This window comes from Micromonospora carbonacea (genome assembly GCF_014205165.1).
Lineage (GTDB): Bacteria > Actinomycetota > Actinomycetes > Mycobacteriales > Micromonosporaceae > Micromonospora > Micromonospora carbonacea.
In genome coordinates this window covers 4,705,261-4,726,763 of record NZ_JACHMZ010000001.1, presented here as the reverse complement: position 1 = coordinate 4,726,763, position 21,503 = coordinate 4,705,261, and the positions used below count along the sequence as shown (strand labels likewise).

At 78.4% G+C, this 21,503-nt stretch carries 8 protein-coding genes and 1 pseudogene; 5 read left to right on the top strand and 4 right to left on the bottom strand.

Annotation, left to right across the window (positions count from 1 at the left end; genetic code table 11):
• Positions 1-56 precede the first annotated feature (56 nt).
• The 3 genes from HDA31_RS19540 to HDA31_RS19530 are packed head-to-tail and all read left to right on the top strand — an operon-like array spanning position 57 to position 3,140.
• Complete coding sequence (locus HDA31_RS19540; protein ID WP_178064070.1) at positions 57-1,220, top strand: DegT/DnrJ/EryC1/StrS family aminotransferase; 1,164 nt, start codon at positions 57-59, stop codon at positions 1,218-1,220.
• On the top strand, positions 1,217-2,404 hold the full coding sequence (locus tag HDA31_RS19535) for a Gfo/Idh/MocA family protein (RefSeq protein WP_178064071.1): 1,188 nt from the start codon (positions 1,217-1,219) through the stop codon (positions 2,402-2,404). The genes HDA31_RS19540 and HDA31_RS19535 overlap by 4 nt, the downstream gene beginning before the upstream one ends.
• Before the next feature lie 37 nt (positions 2,405-2,441).
• Positions 2,442-3,140, top strand: a complete 699-nt coding sequence (locus HDA31_RS19530; RefSeq protein ID WP_178064072.1) for an HAD-IA family hydrolase — start codon at positions 2,442-2,444, stop codon at positions 3,138-3,140.
• Between the two features lie 267 nt (positions 3,141-3,407).
• Here the strand turns inward: HDA31_RS19530 and HDA31_RS32370 are convergent, their stop codons facing one another.
• Positions 3,408-3,725: a hypothetical protein gene (locus HDA31_RS32370; RefSeq protein WP_246384525.1), complete on the bottom strand. Its 318-nt coding sequence runs from the start codon at positions 3,723-3,725 to the stop codon at positions 3,408-3,410.
• Between the two features lie 67 nt (positions 3,726-3,792).
• Positions 3,793-3,957 (bottom strand): annotated as a pseudogene (locus tag HDA31_RS33090) (class I SAM-dependent methyltransferase); the annotation flags it as partial.
• Here HDA31_RS33090 and HDA31_RS33085 point away from each other — a divergent pair.
• Entirely contained in the window at positions 3,923-4,102 is a 180-nt protein-coding gene (locus tag HDA31_RS33085) for a hypothetical protein (protein ID WP_311774392.1), read from the top strand. The pseudogene HDA31_RS33090 and the gene HDA31_RS33085 overlap by 35 nt on opposite strands.
• Positions 4,103-4,244: 142 nt before the next feature.
• Here the strand turns inward: HDA31_RS33085 and HDA31_RS19520 are convergent, their stop codons facing one another.
• Complete coding sequence (locus HDA31_RS19520; protein WP_178064073.1) at positions 4,245-5,255, bottom strand: 3-dehydroquinate synthase family protein; 1,011 nt, start codon at positions 5,253-5,255, stop codon at positions 4,245-4,247.
• A complete protein-coding gene (locus HDA31_RS19515; protein ID WP_246384526.1) occupies positions 5,252-6,094 on the bottom strand; it encodes a hypothetical protein in 843 nt (280 codons plus the stop codon). Before HDA31_RS19515 ends, HDA31_RS19520 begins: the two co-directional genes overlap by 4 nt.
• A gap of 199 nt (positions 6,095-6,293) precedes the next feature.
• Between HDA31_RS19515 and HDA31_RS19510 the strand changes: the two genes are divergently transcribed.
• Entirely contained in the window at positions 6,294-21,482 is a 15,189-nt protein-coding gene (locus tag HDA31_RS19510) for a type I polyketide synthase (protein ID WP_178064074.1), read from the top strand.
• Positions 21,483-21,503: the final 21 nt, after the last annotated feature.

Genomic DNA, 21,503 nt, shown 5'->3' with positions numbered 1-21,503 from the left:
CCGCCGCGGGACGGCCGGGGAACCGCTGGTCCTCCTGGATTGGGAAGTGGGAAGTCATGAGTGGTCAGCCGTCGACGGTGCCGGAGTTCCCCGAGTGGCCGCAGTTCGGTGACGAGGAACGAGCCGGCCTGATCCGCGCCCTCGAACAGGGCCAGTGGTGGCGGATGGGCGGGAGCGAGGTCGACACCTTCGAGGCGGAGTTCGGGGCGTACCACGGCACCCCGCACGCCCTCGCCGTCACCAACGGCACCCACGCCCTGGAGGTGGCCCTCGAGGTGCTCGGCGTCGGGCCCGGCACCGAGGTCATCGTCCCGGCCTTCACCTTCATCTCGTCGTCGCTCGCGGCGCAGCGCCTCGGCGCGGTCGCCGTGCCGGTCGACGTCGACCTCGACACCTACTGCGTCGACCCGGCCGCCGTCGCCGCCGCCGTCACCGACCGCACCAAGGTGATCATGCCGGTGCACATGGCCGGGCAGTTCGCCGACATGGACGCGCTCGACAAGATCGCCGCCGACGCCGGGGTGGCGCTGCTCCAGGACGCCGCGCACGCCCACGGCGCGCAGTGGCAGGGCCGCCGGGTCGGCGAGCTCGGCTCGATCGCCGCGTTCAGCTTCCAGAACGGCAAGCTGATGACCGCCGGCGAGGGCGGCGCGGTGCTCTTCCCCGACGAGGAGACCCGCGAGCGCGCCTTCCTCGTGCACAGCTGCGGCCGGCCGCGCACCGACCGCGACTACCTGCACCGCACCACCGGCTCCAACTACCGGATGGGCGAGTTCACCGCCGCCGTGCTGCGCGCGCAACTCGCCCGCCTCGCCGGCCAGATCGACGTACGCGAGCAGCGCTGGCCGCTGCTGGCCGGGCTGCTCGCCGAGATCCCCGGCGTCGTCCCGCAGACCATCGACCCGCGCACCGACCGCAACCCGCACTACATGGCCATGTTCCGCATCCCGGGGATCACCCCGGAGCGTCGCCGCGCCGTGGTCGACGCGCTCATCGCCCGGGGCGTGCCCGCGTTCGTGGCGTTCCGGGCCATCTACCGGTGCGAGGGGTTCTGGAAGGCCGGCGCCCCCGACGAGACCGTCGAGCAGATCGCCGCCCGCTGCCCCAACGTCGAGCAGATCCACTCCGACTGCGTCTGGCTGCACCACCGCACCCTGCTCGGCACCGAACAGCAGATGCACGACATCGCCGCCGTGCTGGCCGACGTCCTCGCCGGATGACCACCCCGCCGCCGGCCGTCTCCGGCGTCGCCGTGCCGCCCGGCGGCCCCATCCGGATCGCCGTGGTCGGCCTCGGCTGGGCCGGGCGGGAGATCTGGCTGCCCCGGCTCGCCGCGCACCCGGCGTTCGAGGTGACGGCCCTGGTCGACCCCCAGCCGGCCGTCCGGGACACCGCCCGCGACACCCACGCGGTGCCCTTCGCGTACGCCGACGTCGACGACCTGCCCGTCGGCGCGGCGGACCTGGTGGTGGTGGCCGTGCCCAACCACCTGCACGCCGCCGTCGCCGCCCGGCTGCTGCGCCGGGGCGTACCCGTGTTCCTGGAGAAGCCCGTCTGCCTCAGCGCCGCCGAGGCGACGCTGCTGGCCGACGCGGAGCGCGCCGGCGGCGCGGTGCTGCTCGCGGGCAGCGCCGCCCGGTGGCGCGCCGACGTGCGGGCCCTCGCCGACGCCGCCGCCGGACTCGGCCCGATCCGGCACGTCGACGTGGCGTGGGTCCGCGCCCGGGGGGTGCCCGACGCGGGCGGCTGGTTCACCCGCCGCGACCTCTCCGGCGGCGGCGCGCTCGTCGACCTCGGCTGGCACCTGCTCGACACGGTGCTGCCGCTGCTCGGCCCGGCCACCCGCATCACCCACGCCGTCGGCAGCGTCTCCGCCGACTTCGTCAACGACGCCGCCGCGCACGCCGTCTGGCGCGACCCCGCCGGTTCCGTCGGTGCCGCAGCCGCGCCACGGGGCGACGGTTCGGTCGGCGGGTCGCGGGGCGACGTCGAGGACACCGCCCGGGGATTCCTGCTCACCGCCGACGGGGCGTCCGTCGCCGTGCACGCCTGCTGGGCGTCGCACGAGGCGCTGGACCGCACCACCATCACCGTGCACGGCGTCGCCGGCACGGCCACCCTGCGCTGCACGTTCGGGTTCAGCCCGAACCGGGAGCCGACGCCGGTGCTCACCCGCACCCGCGACGGCCGGACCGTCGCGCTGCCGCTGCCCACCGAGCCGATCGGCGCCGAGTACGACCGCCAGCTCGACGCCCTGCCCGACCTGCTCGCCGCACCGGCCAGCCGGGGCGCGGCCGTCGCCGAGGCACACCGCACCATCGACATCATCGAACGGATCTACCGCACCGCCCGGCCCACCGAGCCGGAGCGGGAGCACGCGCTGGCGGGCCAACGCGACCGGTGAGAACCACCGGCGACCTCACTCGCTCCGGGGAGCAGCCATGACCCATCCACCGTCCACCGTCGACGTCACCCTCCCGCCGCCGTCCGCCCGGGGCCCGATCCGCGCGGTCGTGTTCGACCTCGACGGCGTCGTGGTCGACAGCTCGGCCGTCATGCGCGAGGCGTTCAGCATCGCGTACGCCGAGGTGGTGGGGGACGGGCCCGCGCCGTTCGAGGAGTACAACCGGCACATGGGCCGGTACTTCCCGGACATCATGCGGCTGATGGGGCTGCCGCTGGAGATGGAGGAGCCGTTCGTCCGGGAGAGCTACCGGATGGCGCACCTGGTGCCGCTGTTCCCCGGCGTACGCCAGACCCTGGAGGAGCTGCACGGCCGGGGCGTCCGGATGGCCATCGCCACCGGCAAGAGCGGCCCCCGGGCCCGCTCGCTGCTCGACACGCTCGGCGTGCTCGGCCTGTTCGACCGGGTGCTCGGCTCCGACGAGGTGGCCCGGCCGAAGCCGGCCCCGGACATCGTCCTCGCCGCCCTGGGCCACCTCGACGTGCCACCGGAGCAGGCCATGATGGTCGGCGACGCGGTGATCGACCTGCTCAGCGGCCGGGACGCCGGCGTCACCACGGTCGCCACCACCTGGCACGGCGGCGATGTCGCCGCCCTGCTCGCCGCCGGCCCGGACGTGGTCGCCCACGCGCCGACGGACCTGCTGGCGTACTGCCCGGCGGCCCTGGTCCCCTGACCTGCGCGCCCCGCCGTCCTCGCCCGCCGGCCCGTCTCGCCCGCCGGCCCGTCTCGCCCGCCGGCCCGTCTCGGGCCGGCGTGGCGGTGCGCGGCCGGGCGCGGCGGTGCGCCCCGCCATGTCGGCGACACCGCGGGGTCCGGGTCGGCTCGATACCGCCATGTCGCCGACATGGCGCGGCGACCCCCGACCCCGACCCCGGCGGGCCGGTGGCCCGTCGGCCAGGGACCCCGCCGGCCCGGCTCCCCTGACCGGCCCGGCGGCCGGTCAGGGGAGCCGGTATACGGACACGTGGCTGCGCGACTCGGCGGTGAACTCGCCGCCGGCCCAGTCCGCGTGCCGCGACTCCAGCTCGAAGCCGGCCAACTGCGCCATCAGGTCGAGCTCCGCCGGCCAGACGTAGCGGTGCGGGGTGCGGAACAGGCGCGCCTCGGTGCCCTCGCCGAACCTGAAGTGGTGCGACACGACGCGCTGACGCAACACGTCGTAGGTGTCCAGGCCGAGGTAGCCGGGCTCGCAGTGCCAGACCGTGGCCTGCCGGCCCGGCGGGAGCTGGCGCAGCTCCGGCACCCAAAGCTCGATCACGAACCGGCCCCCCCGGGCCGAGGTGGCGGGCCGCGTTGCGGAAGCAGGCGACCTGCTCGGCCTGGGTGAGCAGGTTGGCGATCGTGTTGAAGACCAGGTAGACGAGCGAGTACGCCCCCGGCGCGACGGCGGTGGCCATGTCCCCCACGACCACGGGCAGCGTGGCCTCGTCCACCTTGGTCCGCAGCCTGTCGAGCATGGCGGTGGACAGCTCGATGCCGGTGACGGGCACCCCGCGCTCGGCGAGCGGCACGGCCACCCGGCCGGTGCCGACGGCGAACTCCAGCGCCGCCCCGTCGCCCGCGAGCGTGGCGAGCCGGTCGACGGTCGGCCCCAGCACCTCGGGGGCGAACATGCCGACCCCCGGCGTGTCGTAGCGCTCGGCGGCGTCGGCGTCCCAGATGTCCTCTTGTCGCATGAGCCGACAGTCGTCCCCGGGGTGCGCGCTGTCCACCGGATTACGGCTTGTTAGGAGGGGGCCCCTGTACAACAGAAAGCGTTAACAAGGTGCCCTTCCTTTCACCTCAGTGCGGTGTGGACGGCCTCCGGGGGGACGTCCGCCACCAGCTCCGGCCCGGCCGGGCCGTCGAGGACGAACGACAGGCCCGCCGTGGCCTTCTTGTCGCGCCGCATGAGCGCGACCAGCTCGTCGTGGTCCACCCCGGCGGGCAGCTCCGGGTCCAGGCCGTAGCCGGCGACCACCTCGCGGTGCTCGGCGACCCGCTCGGGGCCGATCCGGCCCAGGACACCGGCGAGCCGGCCCGCGAAGACCGTGCCGACGCCGACGGCCTCGCCGTGGCGCAGCCGGAAGCCGGTGGCGACCTCCAGGGCGTGCCCGAGGGTGTGGCCGTAGTTGAGGATGTGCCGCAGCCCGCCGTCGCGCTCGTCGGCGGCGACGACCCGCGCCTTGAGCGCCACGCAGGCGGCGATCTGCTCGGCGACGGGCCGGCCGCGCAGGTCGCCCGCGCCGATGAAGTGGGCGCGGGCGATCTCCCCGTACCCGTTGCGCCGTTCCCGCTCCGGCAGGGTCGTCAGGTGTTCGGTGTCGCAGAGCACCGCGCGGGGCTGCCAGTAGACGCCGACGAGGTTCTTGCCCTCCGGCAGGTTCACCGCCGTCTTCCCGCCGACGCTGGCGTCGACCTGGGCCAGCAGCGACGTCGGCAGGTGGATGACGGCGATCCCCCGGTGGTAGAGGCCGGCGGCCAGCCCCACCACGTCGGTGGTGGTGCCGCCGCCGCAGGAGACCACCGCGTCGGTGCGGGTCAGCCCGAACTCGGCGAACGCCCGGCACAGGTGCTCCACCGTGGCGAGGGTCTTGTCGTGCTCGCCGTCGCGGGCCGGCACCACCCGGTGCGGCACGCCCGGGTCGGGCGTCCACTCCGGCGGCCGGGCCGACACCACGACGACCCGCCGCGCGCCGATCCGCGCCACCTCCGCCGGCAGGCGGTGGCGCACGCCCGGCCCGATCAGCACCGGGTACGCGCGCTCGCCGAGCGCCACCTCGATCCGTGCGGGATGCTCCGTCGTCATGTGGCTGTCTTCTCCTCTGCACCGGTGGGGCGGCGGACCAGCGTCAGCCGCAGCGCCAGCGCGGCCAGCGCGTCGACGTCCGGCGCGATGCCCCACCGGTCGTGGCTGAGCTGGGCGTGGTGGGCCAACAGGAAGCCGCGCGGCGCGCCGGGGTGGTCCCGCCCGGCCACGTCGGCGACCCGGTCAAGGTAGCGCCGCCACGCGACCCCGGCCGCCCCGCCCGGCGGCAGGTCGCCCGCCGTCAGGACGATCTTGTCCGCCCCGGCGGCGGCCTGCGCGGCCAGTTCCCGCCGGTGCGCCCCGGTGAGCGCCGTCGCACGGTCCTGCCAGTGCAGGAAGAGGAACGCCGGCCGGTCGGCCGCCGGCAGCAGCCCGGCCAGGTGCCGCAGGTGCGCGACGGCCAGCGGCAGCTCCGCGCCGGGCAGCCACGGCCCGTCCCCGGCGAGCAGGGCCAGCGCCAGGTCGCTGCCGGCCTGCGCGAGGGGCCCACCCCGGGCGGCGTCGCGGACCGCGTGCGGCTCGTCGACCAGAAAACACCCCTGGTCGTACGCGCGCAGCCCGGCCCGGACCGCGTCGAGCCCCGCCGCCGACGCGCAGAAGCCGAGGCGCAGCCGCTGCCCGGCGGCCGGGGCGACGGGGACGCCGGTGGGGCCGAGCCGGTCGTAGAACCAGCCGGACCCCGGGTCGGCGCGGCGGACGGCGGCGACCAGCCCGGCGACGACGGTGCCGACCAGCTCGGCCGCCCCGGCGTCCGGGCAGCCGCCGGCCGGCACGGGCAGGCGGGCGAACAACCACGAGCGTTCCAACGACGACACCTCGACTGACGGAAGGTGGGGCATGGGCACGACGGTCTGCGCGGGCCCGCCCATCATCGCCCCCGCCGCAGGTCGCGCCGGTCGATCGGCGGCCGGAACTGGGGACGGGTTAGGGGTGCGACAGGGGTAGGTCGCCGCCACGGCCCTCGGAAGACTTGTGCCGTTACGGCGAGCGAGGTCTACGCCGCGGATGGGGAGTCTCGCCGAGCGGACGGATGGTGACATGCTTCGGAGCGACCTGGTCCAGCCGTTGCCCGGTCTGCTGAGGGCGCACGCGGAGGAGTTCGGGGACCGGGTCGCGTTCCGCGACGACCGCCGCGCGGTCCGGTACGCCGAGCTGGCGGCGCGTACCGCCCGGCTGGCCGGGCACCTGGCGGCGGCGGGGGTGGGCCGGGGCGAGCGGGTCGCGTTCTGTCTGGGCAACCGGGTGGAGACGGTCGAGACCTGGCTGGCGGTCACCCGGGCCGCCGCGGTCGGCGTGCCGCTGAACCCGCGCTGCACCGACGCGGAGCTGGCGCACCTGCTGGACGACTCCGGCGCGGTGCTGGTCGTCACCGACCCGGAACACCTCGACCAGCTGCTGCGGCTGCGCGCCGACCGCCCCGCCCTGCGCCTCTGGGTCACCGGCGACGGCGTGCCCGGTGACGGCGTGCCCGGCGAACCCGTGGCCGCCTGGGGCGAGCTGGTCGACACCGACCCGGGCGTGGCGGCCCGGGACGACCTGGGCCTCGACGAGGTCGCCTGGATGCTCTACACCTCGGGCACGACGGGCCGGCCCAAGGGCGTGCTCTCCACGCAGCGCACCTGCCTGTGGTCGGTGGCGTCCTGCTACGTGCCGATCCCCGGCCTCACCGGCGACGACCGGGTCGTGTGGCCGCTGCCGCTGTTCCACAGCCTGTCCCACATCGGCTGCGTGCTCAGCGTCACCGCGGTCGGCGCGAGCGCCCGGCTCGTCGACGGCTTCTCCGCCGACGACGTGCTGGCCGCCGTCGCCGAGGACTCCGCGACGGTGCTGGCCGGGGTGCCCGCCATGTACCACCACCTGGTCACCGCCGCCCGCAGCACCGGCTTCCGCGCCCCCGACCTGCGGGTGTGCCTGGTCGGCGGGGCGATCACCACGGGGGCGCTGCGTCGGGCGTTCGAGGAGGTCTTCGACGCGCCGCTGCTCGACGCGTACGGCAGCACCGAGACCTGCGGGTCGATCGCGATCACCCGGCCGGACCGGCCCCGGGTCGAGGGCTCCTGCGGGCAGCCCGTGCCCGGCGTCGAGGTGCGTCTGGTCAGCCCGCAGACCGGGGTGGACGTCCCGGTCGGCGGCGAGGGCGAGGTGTGGGTACGCGGCCCGAGCGTGATGCTCGGCTACCACGGCCTGCCGGAGGTGACCGCCGCCGCGCTGCGCGACGGCTGGTACCGCACCGGGGACCTGGCCCGCCGCGACGCCGGCGGCAACCTCTTCGTCACCGGCCGGCACCAGGAGCTGATCATCCGGGGCGGCGAGAAGATCCACCCGGCCGAGGTGGAGGAGGCGCTGCGGTCGGTGCCCGGCGTCGCCGACGTGGCGGTCACCGGCCGACCGCACGAGGTGCTCGGCGAGGTGCCGGTGGCGTTCGTCGTCCCCGGCCCCGACGGGTTCGACCCCGCCGCCGCGTACGCGGCCTGCCGGGAGCGGCTGTCCTACTACAAGGTCCCCGACGCGCTGTACGAGATCGACCAGGTGCCCCGCACCGCGTCCGGCAAGGTCACCCGCCGGCTGCTGCTGGCCCGGCCGGCCCGGCTGCGCGCCGTCAACGGGGGACACCACGAGGCGCTGAGCCGGGTCACCTGGCAACCGCTGGACCTGGCCGCCGCCGCAGCGGAGAGCACCGCCGACCCCGCCGCCGCCGACTTCGCCCCCGGGCCGCGCCGCTGGGCGGTCGTCGGGCCGGGCGGCGCGGCCCTCGTCGAGGCGCTGGCCGTGGCCTCGGCGGGCGACGTGTTCCGGGCGTACCCCGAGCTCGCCGCCCTCGACGACGACCCGGACGCGCCCGACGTGGCGCTGCTGCCGGCCGGCGTCGCCGACCCGCCGGACCTCGCCGGGCGGCTGGGCGACCTGCTCGCCGACGCCCGGTACGCCGGCACCCGGCTGGCGCTGCTGACCACCGGCGCCGTCGACGCGTCCACTTCTGACCGGCCCGACGACCCCGACCTGGTGCCGGCGGCCGTGGCGGCGTGGGCGTGGGGGCGCTGCCTGCGCGCCGCGTACCCGGACCGGGTCGTGCTTGTCGACCGAGACGCCGACGACCTGTCGCTGGCCCTGGTGCCGGCGGCCGTGGCCGCCGGTGTCGCGCAGGTCGCGCTGCGCGCCGGCGCGGCCCGGCACCCGGCTCTCGGCCCGGCCCCCGCCCGCGCGCCCCGCCTGCCGGCGACGGTGGTCGACCCGGCCGCCCCGGCGGTGGTGACCGGGGTCGACGGGCCGACCGGTGCGGCGCTGGCCCGGCACCTGGTCGCCGCGCACGGCGCCCGCCGGCTGTTGCTGGCGCCCGCCGGCCCGACCGACGACGCCGCCCTGCGGCGACTCGTCGCGGACCTGACCGACGCGGGCGCGACGGTGACCCCGCTGGACGCCGCCGCCGATGCCGGTTCCGCGCCCGCCGACACCGCGTTCGCCGCGCCCGCCGACACCCACGCCGGGTCCGGGCCCACCGACGCCGCGCCCGCCGCCGGGCCGGTCGGTGCGGTCCTGCTCTGCCCCTCCGCCGCCGACCTCGCCGACGACGCCGCCGTCGCCGCGCTGCTGGCCTCCGCCGAGGCGCTCGACGCCCGGACCCGGCACGCCGCCGCCACGGCGTTCACCGTCGCCGTCCCGGCAGCCCTGCTGCTCGGCGCGCCCGGCCGGGAGCGGGCGGCGGCGGCCGTGGCGGCCCTGCACGCCCTCGTCGCCCGCCGCCGCGCGGCGGGCCTGCCCGCCCGGCTGATCGGCACGACCGACCCGGCCCTGTCCGCGCCGTGGGCCGATCCGGCCGGATCCACGCCGTCGGCCGGTCCCGCCGCGCCGGCGCAGCCGACCGACGCCGCCGGCCGGCCGGTCGCCCCCGCCGCGCCGCCGCACGCGGGCGACGCCGCCGCCCCGGCGGGCGGGACCGCCGCCGACCTGGCCGCCTTCGACGTCGCCCACGACGGCGACGACCCCGTGCTGCTCGCCGTGCCGGCCGACGCGCCCCACCCGGCCTGGCGGCCCCCCGCCCGTGCGGCCGGCGAGGCCGGCGACGCGCCGGACGCCGCCGAGCTGCGCCGCCGGCTCGCCGGCCTGACCACCGCCGAGGGCGACCGGCTCCTGCTCGACCTGGTCCGCGCCGCCACCGCCGACGTCGCCGGCCTGCCCGGCCCGGCCGCCGTCCGCCCCGGTCGCGCGTTCAAGGAGCTGGGCTTCACCTCCGTCGGCGCGGTCGCCCTGCGCGACCGGCTGGCCCGGGCCACCGGGGTACGGCTGTCCGCCACGGCCGCGTTCGACCACCCGAGCCCCGACGCCCTCGCCCGGCACGTCGCCGCCCGGCTGCGCGGCGGCCCGGGAGCCCCCGCCGCCCCGACCGGGGCGGCCGCCGCGCCCGACGCCGACGATCCCGTGGTCATCGTCGCGATGGCCTGCCGCCTGCCCGGTGGGGTGGGCTCCCCGCAGGAGCTGTGGGACCTGGTCGCCGAGGGCCGGGAGGGGCTGACCGGGTTCCCCACCGACCGGGGCTGGGACCTGGCGCACCTGTTCTCCGACGACCCCGACGCTCCCGGCACCTCGTACGTGCGCGTCGGCGGGTTCCTGCCCGACGCGGCGGACTTCGACGCCACCCTGTTCTCGATCAGCCCCCGCGAGGCCCTGGCCATGGACCCGCAGCAGCGGCTGCTGCTGGAGACCTCCTGGGAGCTGTTCGAGCGTGCCGGCATCGACCCCACCTCGCTGCGGGGCAGCGCCACCGGCGTCTTCACCGGCGTCATGCACCACGACTACGCCGCCAACCTGCGCCAGGCCCCGCCCGGCACCGAGGGCTACCTGGGCGTCGGCACCGCCGGCAGCGTCGTCTCCGGCCGCGTCGCGTACGCGCTGGGCCTGGAGGGGCCGGCGGTCACCGTGGACACGGCCTGCTCGTCGTCGCTGGTGGCGCTGCACCTGGCCGCCCAGGCGTTGCGCGCCGGGGACTGCGACCTCGCGGTCGCCGGCGGCGTGGCGGTGATGGGCACCCCGCAGGCGTTCGTCGAGTTCAGCCGGCAGCGCGGGCTCGCCCCCGACGGCCGGTGCAAGGCGTTCGCCGACGCCGCCGACGGCACGGGCTGGTCCGAGGGCGTCGCCGTGCTGCTGCTGGAACGCCGCTCCGCCGCCCGCCGCAACGGCCATCCGGTGCTCGCCGTGCTGCGCGGCAGCGCGGTCAACTCCGACGGGGCGTCCAACGGGCTGACCGCCCCCAACGGCCCCGCCCAGGAACGGGTCATCCGCCGCGCCCTCGCCAACGCCGGGCTCACCGGAGCCGACGTGGACGCCGTCGAGGCGCACGGCACCGGCACCCGGCTCGGCGACCCGATCGAGGCGCAGGCGCTGCTGGCCACGTACGGGGCGGGGCGTGGCGACGCCGAGCCGCTGCGGCTGGGCTCGCTGAAGTCGAACCTCGGCCACACCCAGGCCGCCGCCGGGGCCGCCGGGGTGATCAAGATGGTCCTCGCCATGCGGCACGGCACGCTGCCGGCGACCCTGCACGTGGACGCCCCGACGTCCGAGGTGGACTGGGCCGGCGGCGCGGTGGAGCTGCTCACCGAGGCGCGCCCGTGGCCGGCGGTGGACCGGCCGAGGCGGGCCGGCATCTCGTCGTTCGGCATCAGCGGCACCAACGCCCACGTCGTCATCGAGGCGGCCCCCGCCGCCGACGAGGAGACCGCCGCCCCGGGGCCCGCCGTCGACGCCGCCCGTCGCGGGCCGGTGCCGTGGCCGCTGTCCGCCGCCACCGGCGAGGCGCTGCGCGACCAGGCGGCCCGCCTGCTCGCCTGGCTCGACGGCCCCGGCGCGGACGCCGACCCCGCCGACGTCGGACACGCCCTGGCCACCACCCGCGCCGCCCTGGAGCACCGGGCCGTGGTGCTGGCCGGCGACCCGACCACCGCCCGCGCCGGGCTGACCGCGCTGACCCGGGGCGAGGCGGAACCCGACCCGGCCGCCGTGCTGACCGGCCGCGTCGTCGACGGCCGGCTCGGCCTGCTCTTCGGCGGGCAGGGCGGCCAGCGCCCCCGGATGGGCCGCGGGCTGCGGGCCGCGTACCCGGTCTTCGCGGAGGCGTTCGACGCCGCCTGCGCCGAGCTGGACCGCTGCCTCGCCGGGCACGCCCCGCACCCCGTCGCCGACGTGGTCGCCGCCGCCGACGGCAGCGACCTCGCCGCCCGGCTCGACGACACCCTCTACACCCAGCCGGCCCTGTTCGCCTTCGAGGTGGCCCTCCACCGGCTGCTGGAGTCCTGGGGCGTCCGCCCCGACGCGCTGCTCGGCCACTCCGTCGGCGAGCTGGCCGCCGCGCACGTCGCCGGGGTGTTCTCCCTCGCGGACGCGGCGGCGCTGGTGGCCGCCCGCGCCCGGCTGATGCAGCAGCTCCCCGACGGCGGCGCGATGGTCGCCGTGGAGGCCGACGAGGCGGAGGTGGCCGCCCACCTCACCGACCGGGTGGGCCTCGCCGCCGTCAACGGGCCGCGCAGCGTCGTCCTCTCCGGCGACACCGACGCGGTGCTGGCCGCCGCCGCGACCCTGCGCGCCGCCGGCCGGCGCACCAGCCGGCTGCGGGTGTCGCACGCGTTCCACTCGCCGCGCATGGAGCCGATGCTCGACGCGTTCCGCGCCGTGGCCGCCGGCCTCACCTACCGCACCCCGCACCTGCCCGTGGTGTCCAACCTGACCGGTCGGCCGGTCGACCCGGCCCGGCTCTGCTCGCCGGAGCACTGGGTGGACCACGTGCGCGGCACCGTCCGCTTCCTCGACGGGATGCGCGCCCTGCGCGGGCTGGGGGTCACCACGTTCCTGGAGGTCGGCCCCGGCGGGGTGCTCACCGCGATGGCCCAGGACTGCCTCGCCGACGACACCGCCGACGAGCTGGCCTTCGTGCCGGCCGTGCGGACCGTCGACGGCGAACCGGACGCGCTGGTCGCCGCCGTGGCGCGGCTGCACGTGCGCGGCGTCGCCGTGGACCCCGCCGTCGTCGCCGGCCCCGGGCCGCGCCGCCGGGTCGACCTGCCCACCTACGCGTTCCAGCGCCGGCACTACTGGCTGCCGTACTCGGCGGTGGCCGGCGGGCCGGCCGACGTGGGGCTGGCCGACGCCGGGCACCCGCTGCTCGGCGCGGTGCTGCCCGTCGCCGGCACCGGCCAGGTCGTCTGCACCGGCCGGGTCGCCGCCGCCACCCACCCGTGGCTCGTCGCGCCCGACGCCGACGGGCCGGCGCTGCTGCCCGCCACCGCCCTGCTGGACCTGTTCGCGCACCTCGGCGTGCTGCTCGACCTGCCCACCGTCGAGCGGCTGCGCGTCCCCGCGCCGGTGCCGCTGCCCGCCGGCCTCTCCGTCGACGTGCAGGTCACCGTTGACGCGCCCGACGAGCACCCGCGCCGGGTGGCCCGCTGCCACGTGCGCGCCGCCGACGGCCAGCCGTGGCGGGAGGTCGCCGAGGCCGTCCTCGCCCCCGCCGACCACCAGCCCGCAGCCGCCGCGCCGGCGGTGTGGCCGCCCACCGGGGCCCGGCCCGTCGACCTGGACACCCCGCAGCGGCGGGCGCTCGCCGGCGACTTGGCCCGGGCCGCCTGGGTCGCGGGGGACCGGCTCTGCGTCGACGTACGCCTGCCGGAGGACGCCCGGGACGCCGACGCCGAGCGGTACGCGGTGCACCCGCTGGTGCTGGACGCGGCCCTGCGCCTGCTCCCGCTCGCCGGCTTCGCCCCCGCCGCCGGGGCGGCCCGGCCGACCGCGACCGACTGGGCGGGCGTGCGGGTGCACGCCACCGGCGCGCACGCCCTGCGGGTCGTGCTGGCCCCCGCCGGGGCCGACGCGGTCACCCTGTCCGCCGTCGACGACGCCGGCGCACCCGTGCTCGACGCGGAGCGGGTGGTGCTGCGCGCCGTGACCGCCCCGGTCCCCGCCGGCCCGGCCCCCGCCCCGACCGCCCCCGCCGGCCTGTACGCCGTGGAGTGGCTGCCCGCCGCCGCCCCGGCGACGCCGGTGCCCGCCTGGGCGCTCGCCGACGGCGCGCCGCCCGCCGGCCCGCTGCCGCCGCTGCTGGTGCTGCGGGTCGGCGACGGTGACCCGGCCGCCCCGGTGCCCGACCGGGCGCACGCCGCCGGCCTGGACACCCTCGGCGTGCTCCAGCGCTGGCTGGCCGACCCCCGCGCCGAGGGCACCCGGCTGGCGGTGGCCGTCCGCGACGGCGACCCCGCGCACGCGACCGTCGCCGGGCTGGTCCGCGTCGCCCAGGCCGAGCACCCCGACCGGTTCCTGCTGCTGCGCCTCGACGCGGCCGACGACGCGGGGATCCGCACGGCCCTGGCCGCCGGCCCCGACGAGCCGGAGGTCGCCGTCCGCGACGGCCGGGCCCTGCTGCCCCGGCTGCGCCCCGTCGAGCCCCCCGCCGCCGGCCCGCCGCCCCCGGCCCCGACCGGTGGCGCGCCCGCGCCCGCGCCCGCCGCAGGGCCGCTGCCGGCGACCGCTCCCGGCCCGCTGCCGGCGGCCGGCTTGACCGCTCCCGGTTCGCTGCCGGCCGGCCCGACCGCCGCCGGGCCGCTGCCCGCGCTGGCCGGCGGGACCGTCCTCGTCACCGGCGGCACCGGCGGGATCGGCCGGCACGTCGCCACCCACCTCGCCACCGTCCACGGCGTCGCCGAGCTGGTGCTGGTCAGCCGGACCGGCCGGCATGCCGACTGGATGGACGCGCTCACCGCCGCCGGGACGACCGTGCGGGTCGTCGCCGCCGACGTCGCCGACCGGGCCGCCCTCGCCGCGGTGCTCGCCCCGCTCGCCGGCCGGCTCACCGCCGTCGTGCACGCCGCCGGGGCCACCGACGACGCCCTGCTCACCGGCCTCGACGCCGCCCGCTGGGAGCGGGCCCTGCGGTCCAAGGTGCACGGCGCGTGGCACCTGCACGAGCTGACCGCCGGCCTCGACCTGGCCGCGTTCGTGCTGTTCTCCTCCGCGTCGGCCGTGTTCGGCAGCCCCGGGCAGGGCAACTACGCCGCCGGCAACGCGTTCCTCGACGCCCTCGCCGCGCACCGCCGCGCCCACGGCCTGCCCGCCACCGCCCTCGCCTGGGGCCTGTGGGCCACGCCGGAGGGGATGGCCGGCGCGCTCACCGCCGCCGACCTGGCCCGTCTCGCCCGGGGCGGCACCCGCCCCCTGGACACCGCCGCCGGCCTGGCCCTGTTCGACGCCGCCCTGCACGCCGACCGGCCCGCGCTGGTGCCGATCGGCCTGGACCTGGCCGCCGTCCGCGCCGCCGGGGAGGTGCCCGCCCTGCTGCGGGCCCTGCTGCCCCCGCCGCCGCGCCGGGCCGTCAACGCCGACCCCGCGCCCGCCTCCGCCGCCGGCTTCGCCGACCGGCTCGCCGGCCGCACCGAACCCGAACGGGCCGCCGCGCTGCTCGACCTGGTGCGCGCCCGGTGCGCCACCGTCGTCGGACACGCCGGCGGCGAGCAGATCGAGCCGCGCCGCCCGTTCAAGGACCTCGGCTTCGACTCGCTGATGGCCGTGGAGCTGAGCAACCGGCTCTCCGCCGCCACCGGCGTCCGGCTCGCCCCGCACGCCGTGTTCAACCACCCCACCCCGGAGCTGCTCGCCGCGCACCTGCACGCCCGGCTCCTCGGCACCACCGCCACCGAGGTCGCCGACGCCACCACCGTCGCCGCCGACGAACCCGTCGCCGTCGTCGCCATGGCCTGCCGGTTCCCCGGCGGCATCGGCTCGCCCGAGCAACTGTGGCGGCTGCTCGACGACGGCGGCGACGTCATCGGCGACCTGCCCACCGACCGGGGCTGGCCCGACCTGTACGACCCGGTCCCCGGCACCCCCGGCCGCACCTACGTGCGTTCCGGCGGGTTCCTCGCCGGCATCGCCGACTTCGACGCCGCGTTCTTCGGCATCAGCCCCCGCGAGGCCCTGGCCATGGACCCCCAGCACCGGCTGCTGCTGGAGACCTCCTGGGAGGCCCTGGAACGCGCCGGCATCGACCCCGGGACCCTGCGCGGCAGCCGCACCGGCGTGTTCGCCGGCACCCACGGCCAGGACTACACCGACCGGATCGCCCCCGGCGTCGCCTCCGACGACGGGGAGACCACCGCCGACGAGGGGCACCTGCTCACCGGCACCGCCGCCAGCGTCCTGTCCGGGCGGGTCGCGTACGCCCTCGGGCTGGAGGGGCCCGCCGTCACCGTCGACACCGCCTGCTCGGCGTCGCTGGTCGCGCTGCACCTGGCCGCGCAGGCGCTGCGCGCCGGCGACTGCGACCTGGCCCTCGCCGGCGGCGTGTCGGTGCTGTCCAGCCCCGCCGGGCTCACCGGGTTCAGCCGCCAGCGCGGCCTCGCCGCCGACGGCCGGTGCAAGGCGTTCGCCGAGGACGCCGACGGGTTCGGCATGTCCGAGGGCGTCGGCGTCCTCGTCGTCGAACGCCTCTCCGACGCCCGCCGCCGCGGCCACCCCGTGCTCGCGCTGATCCGGGGCACCGCCGTCAACTCCGACGGGGCGTCCAACGGGCTGACCGCCCCCAACGGGCCCTCCCAGGAGCGGGTCATCCGGGCCGCGCTGGCCGCCGCCGGCCTCACCCCGGCCGACGTGGACGCCGTCGAGGCGCACGGCACCGGCACCCCGCTGGGCGACCCGATCGAGGCCGAGGCGATCCTCGCCACCTACGGCCAGCGCCCCGCCGACGCCCCGCCGCTGCTGCTCGGCTCCGTCAAGTCCAACCTCGGCCACACCCAGGCCGCCGCCGGCGTCGCCGGGGTGCTGAAGATGGTCCTCGCCATGCGGCACGGCGTCCTGCCCCGCACCCTGCACGCCCAGCAACGCACCACCCGCGTCGACTGGGCCGCCGGCTCCGTGGAGCTGCTCACCGAGGCCCGCCCGTGGCCGCGCGCCGACCGGCCCGCCCGCGCCGGGATCTCCTCGTTCGGCATCAGCGGCACCAACGCCCACGTCGTCGTCGAGGCCGTCGCCGCCGAGCCGCAGCCCGACCCCGCCCCGCCCACCGACCCCGCCGCCCTGCCGTGGCTGCTCTCCGCGCGCAGCGCCGACGCGCTGGCCGGGCAGGCCCGCCGGCTGCGCGACCACCTCGCCGACCACCCCGACCAGCCGCACCGCGACGTGGCCTGGTCGCTGGCCACCACCCGGGCCGCGTTCGACTCCCGGGCCGTGGTCGTCGCCGCCGAACCCGACCGGGTCGCCGCCGCCCTCGACGCGCTCGCCGCCGGCCGCCCCCACCCCGACCTGGTACGCGGCGACGCCACCGCCGCCGGCAAGGCCGTGTTCGTCTTCCCCGGTCAGGGCTCCCAGTGGCCCGGCATGGGCCTCGACCTGCTCGACCAGGCCCCCGTGTTCGCCGAGCGGATGGCCGCCTGCGACGCGGCCCTGCGCCCCCACCTGGGCTTCTCGGTGCTCGACGTGCTGCGCCAGGCCCCTGGCGCGCCGAGCCTCGACCGGGTCGACGTGGTGCAGCCGGCCCTGTTCGCGACGATGGTGTCGCTGGCCGAGCTGTGGCGCTCCCACGGCGTGCGGCCCGCCGCCGTCGTCGGCCACTCGCAGGGCGAGATCGCCGCCGCCTGCGTCGCCGGGGTGCTCTCCCTGCCCGACGCGGCGCAGGTGGTGGCGCTGCGCAGCCGCGCGATCCGGGCCCTGGCCGGGCACGGGGCGATGGCGTCCGTGGCGCTGCCCGCCGACGTGGTCCGCGACCGCATCGCCCGCCACGGCGACGCCGTCGCCGTCGCCGCCGTCAACGGGCCCGCCGCCGTCGTCGTCTCCGGCGCGGAGGCGGCCGTCGAGGAGGTGCTCGCCGAGCTGGCCGCCGACGGGGCCCGGGTGCGCCGCATCGCCGTCGACTACGCCTCCCACTCCGCCCAGGTGGAACGGATCCGCGCCGACCTGGCCGGGGCGCTGGCCGGCATCACCCCCGGCCCGGCCGCCGTGCCGCTGTTCTCCACCACCGACCTGCGCTGGCTCGACGGGCCGGAGCTGGGCCCCGACTACTGGTACCGCAACCTGCGCCAGCCCGTCGAGCTGCACCGGGCCGTGGCGGAGCTGGCCGCGCTCGGCCACGACACGTACGTCGAGTGCAGCCCCCACCCGGTGCTCACCGTCGGCATCGCCGAGACCCTCGCCGAGCACGACGCCCCGCACGTCGTCGTCGGCTCCGTGCAACGCGACCAGGGCGACCGGGCCCGGTTCCTGCTCTCCGCCGCCCAGCTGCACGTGCGGGGCGTCGCCGTCGACTGGCGGCCCGCGCTGGCCGGGGGCCGGCGCGTCGACCTGCCCACCTACGCGTTCGACCACCGCCGCTACTGGCCCCGGCCCGCCACCGGCCCCGGCGACGTCGGCGCGGCCGGCCTCGACGCCGCCGGGCACCCGCTGCTCGGCGCGTCCGTGGCGCTGGCCGAGGCGCGCGGGCACCTGTTCACCGGCCGGATCGCCGCCGGCGCACCGGCGTGGCTGGCCGACCACCGGGTCGGCGAGACGGTGCTGGTGCCCGGCACCGGCCTGGTCGAGCTGTGCCTGCGGGCCGGCGACGAGGTGGGCTGCCCCGTCCTCGACGAGCTGGTCATCGAGGCCCCGCTCGCGCTGCCCGCCGCCGCGCAGGCCCCGGGAACCGGCCCGGCCGAGGCCGCCGGCACCCCGGGCCCCGGGCACGCCGCGACCCAGGTGCAGCTCACCGTCGGCGCGCCCGACGACACCGGCCGCCGCCACGTCGCCGTGCACTCCCGCCCCGCCGACGCCCCGCCCGGCACCCCGTGGACGCGGCACGCCAGCGCGACCCTCTCCGCCGCCCCGCCCGCCCCGCCCACCGGCCTCACCGCCTGGCCCCCGCCGCACGCCCGCCCCGCCGACCTCACCGGCTTCTACGCCAGGCTCGCCGCCGACGGCTACGCGTACGGGCCGGCGTTCCAGGGGCTGCGCGCCGTGTGGACCGGCGACGACGAGGTGTACGCCGAGGTGGAGCTGCCCGCCGGGCAGCGCGCCGACGCCGACCGGTACAACCTGCACCCGGCCCTGCTCGACGCCGCCCTGCACGCCGCGCACTTCGGCGGCATCGGCGACGCCGGCCCCGACCGGCTGCTGCTGCCGTTCGCCTGGAACGGCGTCGCCCTGCACGCCGCCGGGGCGTCCGCGCTGCGGGTCCGGCTCACCCGGGTCGCCCCGCACGCGATCGCCCTGACCGTCGCCGACGCCACCGGCGCGCCCGTGGCCGAGGTGGCGTCGCTGGCGATGCGCCCCATCTCCCGCGCCGAACTCGGCACCCGCGACGCCGCCGTCGACGACGCCCTGTTCCGCCTCGACTGGCAGCCCCTGGCCGCGCCGGAGACCCCCGCCCCGGCCCGCGTGGTCGCGCTCGGCCGGGCCGTCGGCGCGTTCCCGCACCACGCCGACCCGGCGGCGCTCGCCCGCGCCGTCGACGGCGGCGCGGCCCCGCCCGACGCCGTCCTCGCCCCGCTGGGCGGGGCCGACGCCCCCGCGCCCGCCGCGTCCAAAGTGCCCGGCGCGTCCAACGTGCCCGGCGTGCCCGGCGCGTCCACGGGGGAGCCCGACCGGGCGCGGGCCGTCGCCGCCGAGGCGCTCGCCTTCGTCCAGGCGTGGCTGGCCGAACCCCGCTGGGCGGCCACCCCGCTGGTGCTGCTCACCCGGGGCGCGGTCGGCGTGCACAGCCCCGCCGAGGTCGACGACCCCGACGCCGCCACCGCCTGGGGACTGGTCCGCGCCGCCCAGTCCGAACACCCCGACCGGTTCGTCCTGCTCGACGCCGACGCCCCGCCCACCGACGCCGAGCTGACCGCCGTCCTCGCCGCCGCGGAACCCCAGGTGGCGCTGCGCGCCGGCACCCCGTACGCCCCCCGGCTGGCCCGCCGCGTCGAGGCCGCGACGCTCACCCCGCCGGCCGGCGCGACCGCCTGGCGGCTCGACACCACGGCGCGCGGCAGCCTGGAGAACCTCACCCTCGCGCCCACCGACGCCGCCGACGCCCCCCTCGGCCCCCGCGACGTGCGGGTGCGGGTCCGCGCCGCCGGCCTCAACTTCCGCGACGTGCTCAACGCGCTCGGCCTCTACCCCGGCGACCCCGGGCCGCCCGGCGGCGAGGCCGCCGGCGTCGTCACCGAGGTCGGCGCGGACGTCACCGACCTGCGCCCCGGCGACCGCGTCCTCGGCGTCTTCGTCGGCTGCTTCGGCCCCGTCGCCGTCACCGACCGCCGGCTGCTCGCGCCGATGCCCGACGGCTGGACGTACGCCCAGGCCGCGTCCGTGCCGGTGGTGTTCCTCACCGCCTACCACGGGCTCGTCGACCTGGCCGGGCTGCGGGCCGGCGAGTCCGTGCTGGTGCACGCCGCCGCCGGTGGCGTCGGCATGGCCGCCGTGCAACTCGCCCGCCACCTCGGCGCGACCGTCTACGCCACCGCCAGCCCCGCCAAGTGGCCCGCCCTGCGCGCGATGGGCATCCCCGACAGCCACCTCGCGTCGTCGCGCACCCTCGACTTCGAACCGCACTTCCTCGCCACCAGCGGCGGGCGCGGCGTCGACGTCGTCCTCGACTCCCTCGCCCGGGAGTTCGTCGACGCGTCCCTGCGGCTGCTGCCCCGCGGCGGCCGGTTCGTCGAGATGGGCAAGACCGACCTGCGCGACCCCGGCCGCGTCGCCGCCGACCACCCCGGCGTCGCCTACCAGGCGTACGACCTGACCGCCGTCGACCCCGACCGGATCCAACGGATGCTCGTCGAGCTGATGGGCCTGTTCGCCGCCGGGAAGCTGACCCCGCTGCCGGTGCGCGCCTGGGACGTCCGGCAGGCCCCCGACGCGTTCCGCCACGTCCAGCAGGCCCGGCACGTCGGCAAGGTGGTGCTCACCGTGCCGACCCCGTGGGACCCCGCCGGCACCGTCCTGCTCACCGGCGGCACCGGCCTGCTCGGCGGCCTCGTCGCCCGCCGCCTCGTCACCGGCCACGGCGTGCGGCACCTGCTGCTCGCCAGCCGGGGCGGCCCCGACGCGCCCGGCGCGGCCGAGCTGACCGCCGAGCTGACCGCCCTCGGCGCCACCGTCACCGTGGCCGCCGCCGACGTCGCCGACCGCGCCGCCGTGGCCCGGCTCGTCGCCGCCGTGCCCGCCGAGCGTCCGCTCACCGCCGTCGTGCACCTCGCCGGGGTCCTCGACGACGGCGTCGTCACCGCCCTCACCCCCGACCGCCTCGACACCGTCTTCGCGCCCAAGGTCGACGCCGCCCGGCACCTCGACGAGGCCACCCGCCACCTCGACCTCGCGGGGTTCGTGCTGTTCTCCTCCGGCGCCGGGGTGTTCGGCGTGCCCGGCCAGGGCAACTACGCCGCCGCCAACGCCTACCTCGACGCCCTCGCCACCCGGCGGCGCGGCGCGGGCCTGCCCGCCCAGTCGTACGCGTGGGGCCTGTGGGAACAGGCCAGCGCCATGACCGCGAAGCTGGACCGCGCCGACCCCCGGATCACCGCCCGCGACGGGCAGCTCGCCATCGGCACCGACCTCGGCATGGCGCTGTTCGACGCCGGGCTGGCCGCCCCCGAGGAACACCTCGTGCCCACCCGGGTCGACGTGACCGCCCTCGCCGGCCGGGCCACCGTGCCCGCGCTGATGCGCGGACTCGTCCGACGCGTCCGCCCCCGCGCCCGCGCCGAGGCCGCCGCCGGCGGCCGGGACCTCGCCGACCGGCTGCGCGCGCTCACCGCCGGCGAGCAGTCCGCCCTGCTGCTGGACCTGGTCCGCGCCGAGGCGGCCACCGTCCTCGGCCACGCCAGCCCCGACGCCGTCAGACCCGCCCAGGCGTTCAACGAGATCGGCTTCGACTCGCTGACCGCCGTCGAGCTGCGCAACCGCCTCACCGAGGCCACCGGGCACCGGCTGCCCGCCACCGCGATCTTCGACTACCCGGACCCGACCGCGCTGGCCGGCTTCCTGCGCGCCCAGCTCGTGCCCGACGGCGGCCAGGCCGCGCCGGCCATCCTCGCCGAGCTGGAGAACCTGGAACGGTCCCTCGCCGAGACGGTCGTCGAGGCGGAGCTGCACACCCAGGTCGCGGCCCGGCTGGAGGTGCTGGTCGCCAAATGGCGCACCATGCGCGGCGCGTCCGCCACCGATCACGACCTGGACCTGGACCTCGACCAGGCCAGCGACGACGAGATCTTCAGCCTGATCGACACGGAACTCGGGCTGTGACGCCCGACCGACGCGCGGACC

Coding starts and splice junctions, on each gene's coding strand:
- HDA31_RS33085 (WP_311774392.1), top strand. CDS start 3,923: ATGGCGGTGGACAGCTCGATGCCGGTGACGGGCACCCCGCGCTCGGCG.
- HDA31_RS19535 (WP_178064071.1), top strand. CDS start 1,217: ATGACCACCCCGCCGCCGGCCGTCTCCGGCGTCGCCGTGCCGCCCGGC.
- HDA31_RS19540 (WP_178064070.1), top strand. CDS start 57: ATGAGTGGTCAGCCGTCGACGGTGCCGGAGTTCCCCGAGTGGCCGCAG.
- HDA31_RS19515 (WP_246384526.1), bottom strand. CDS start 6,094: ATGCCCCACCTTCCGTCAGTCGAGGTGTCGTCGTTGGAACGCTCGTGG.
- HDA31_RS19510 (WP_178064074.1), top strand. CDS start 6,294: ATGCTTCGGAGCGACCTGGTCCAGCCGTTGCCCGGTCTGCTGAGGGCG.
- HDA31_RS19520 (WP_178064073.1), bottom strand. CDS start 5,255: ATGACGACGGAGCATCCCGCACGGATCGAGGTGGCGCTCGGCGAGCGC.
- HDA31_RS19530 (WP_178064072.1), top strand. CDS start 2,442: ATGACCCATCCACCGTCCACCGTCGACGTCACCCTCCCGCCGCCGTCC.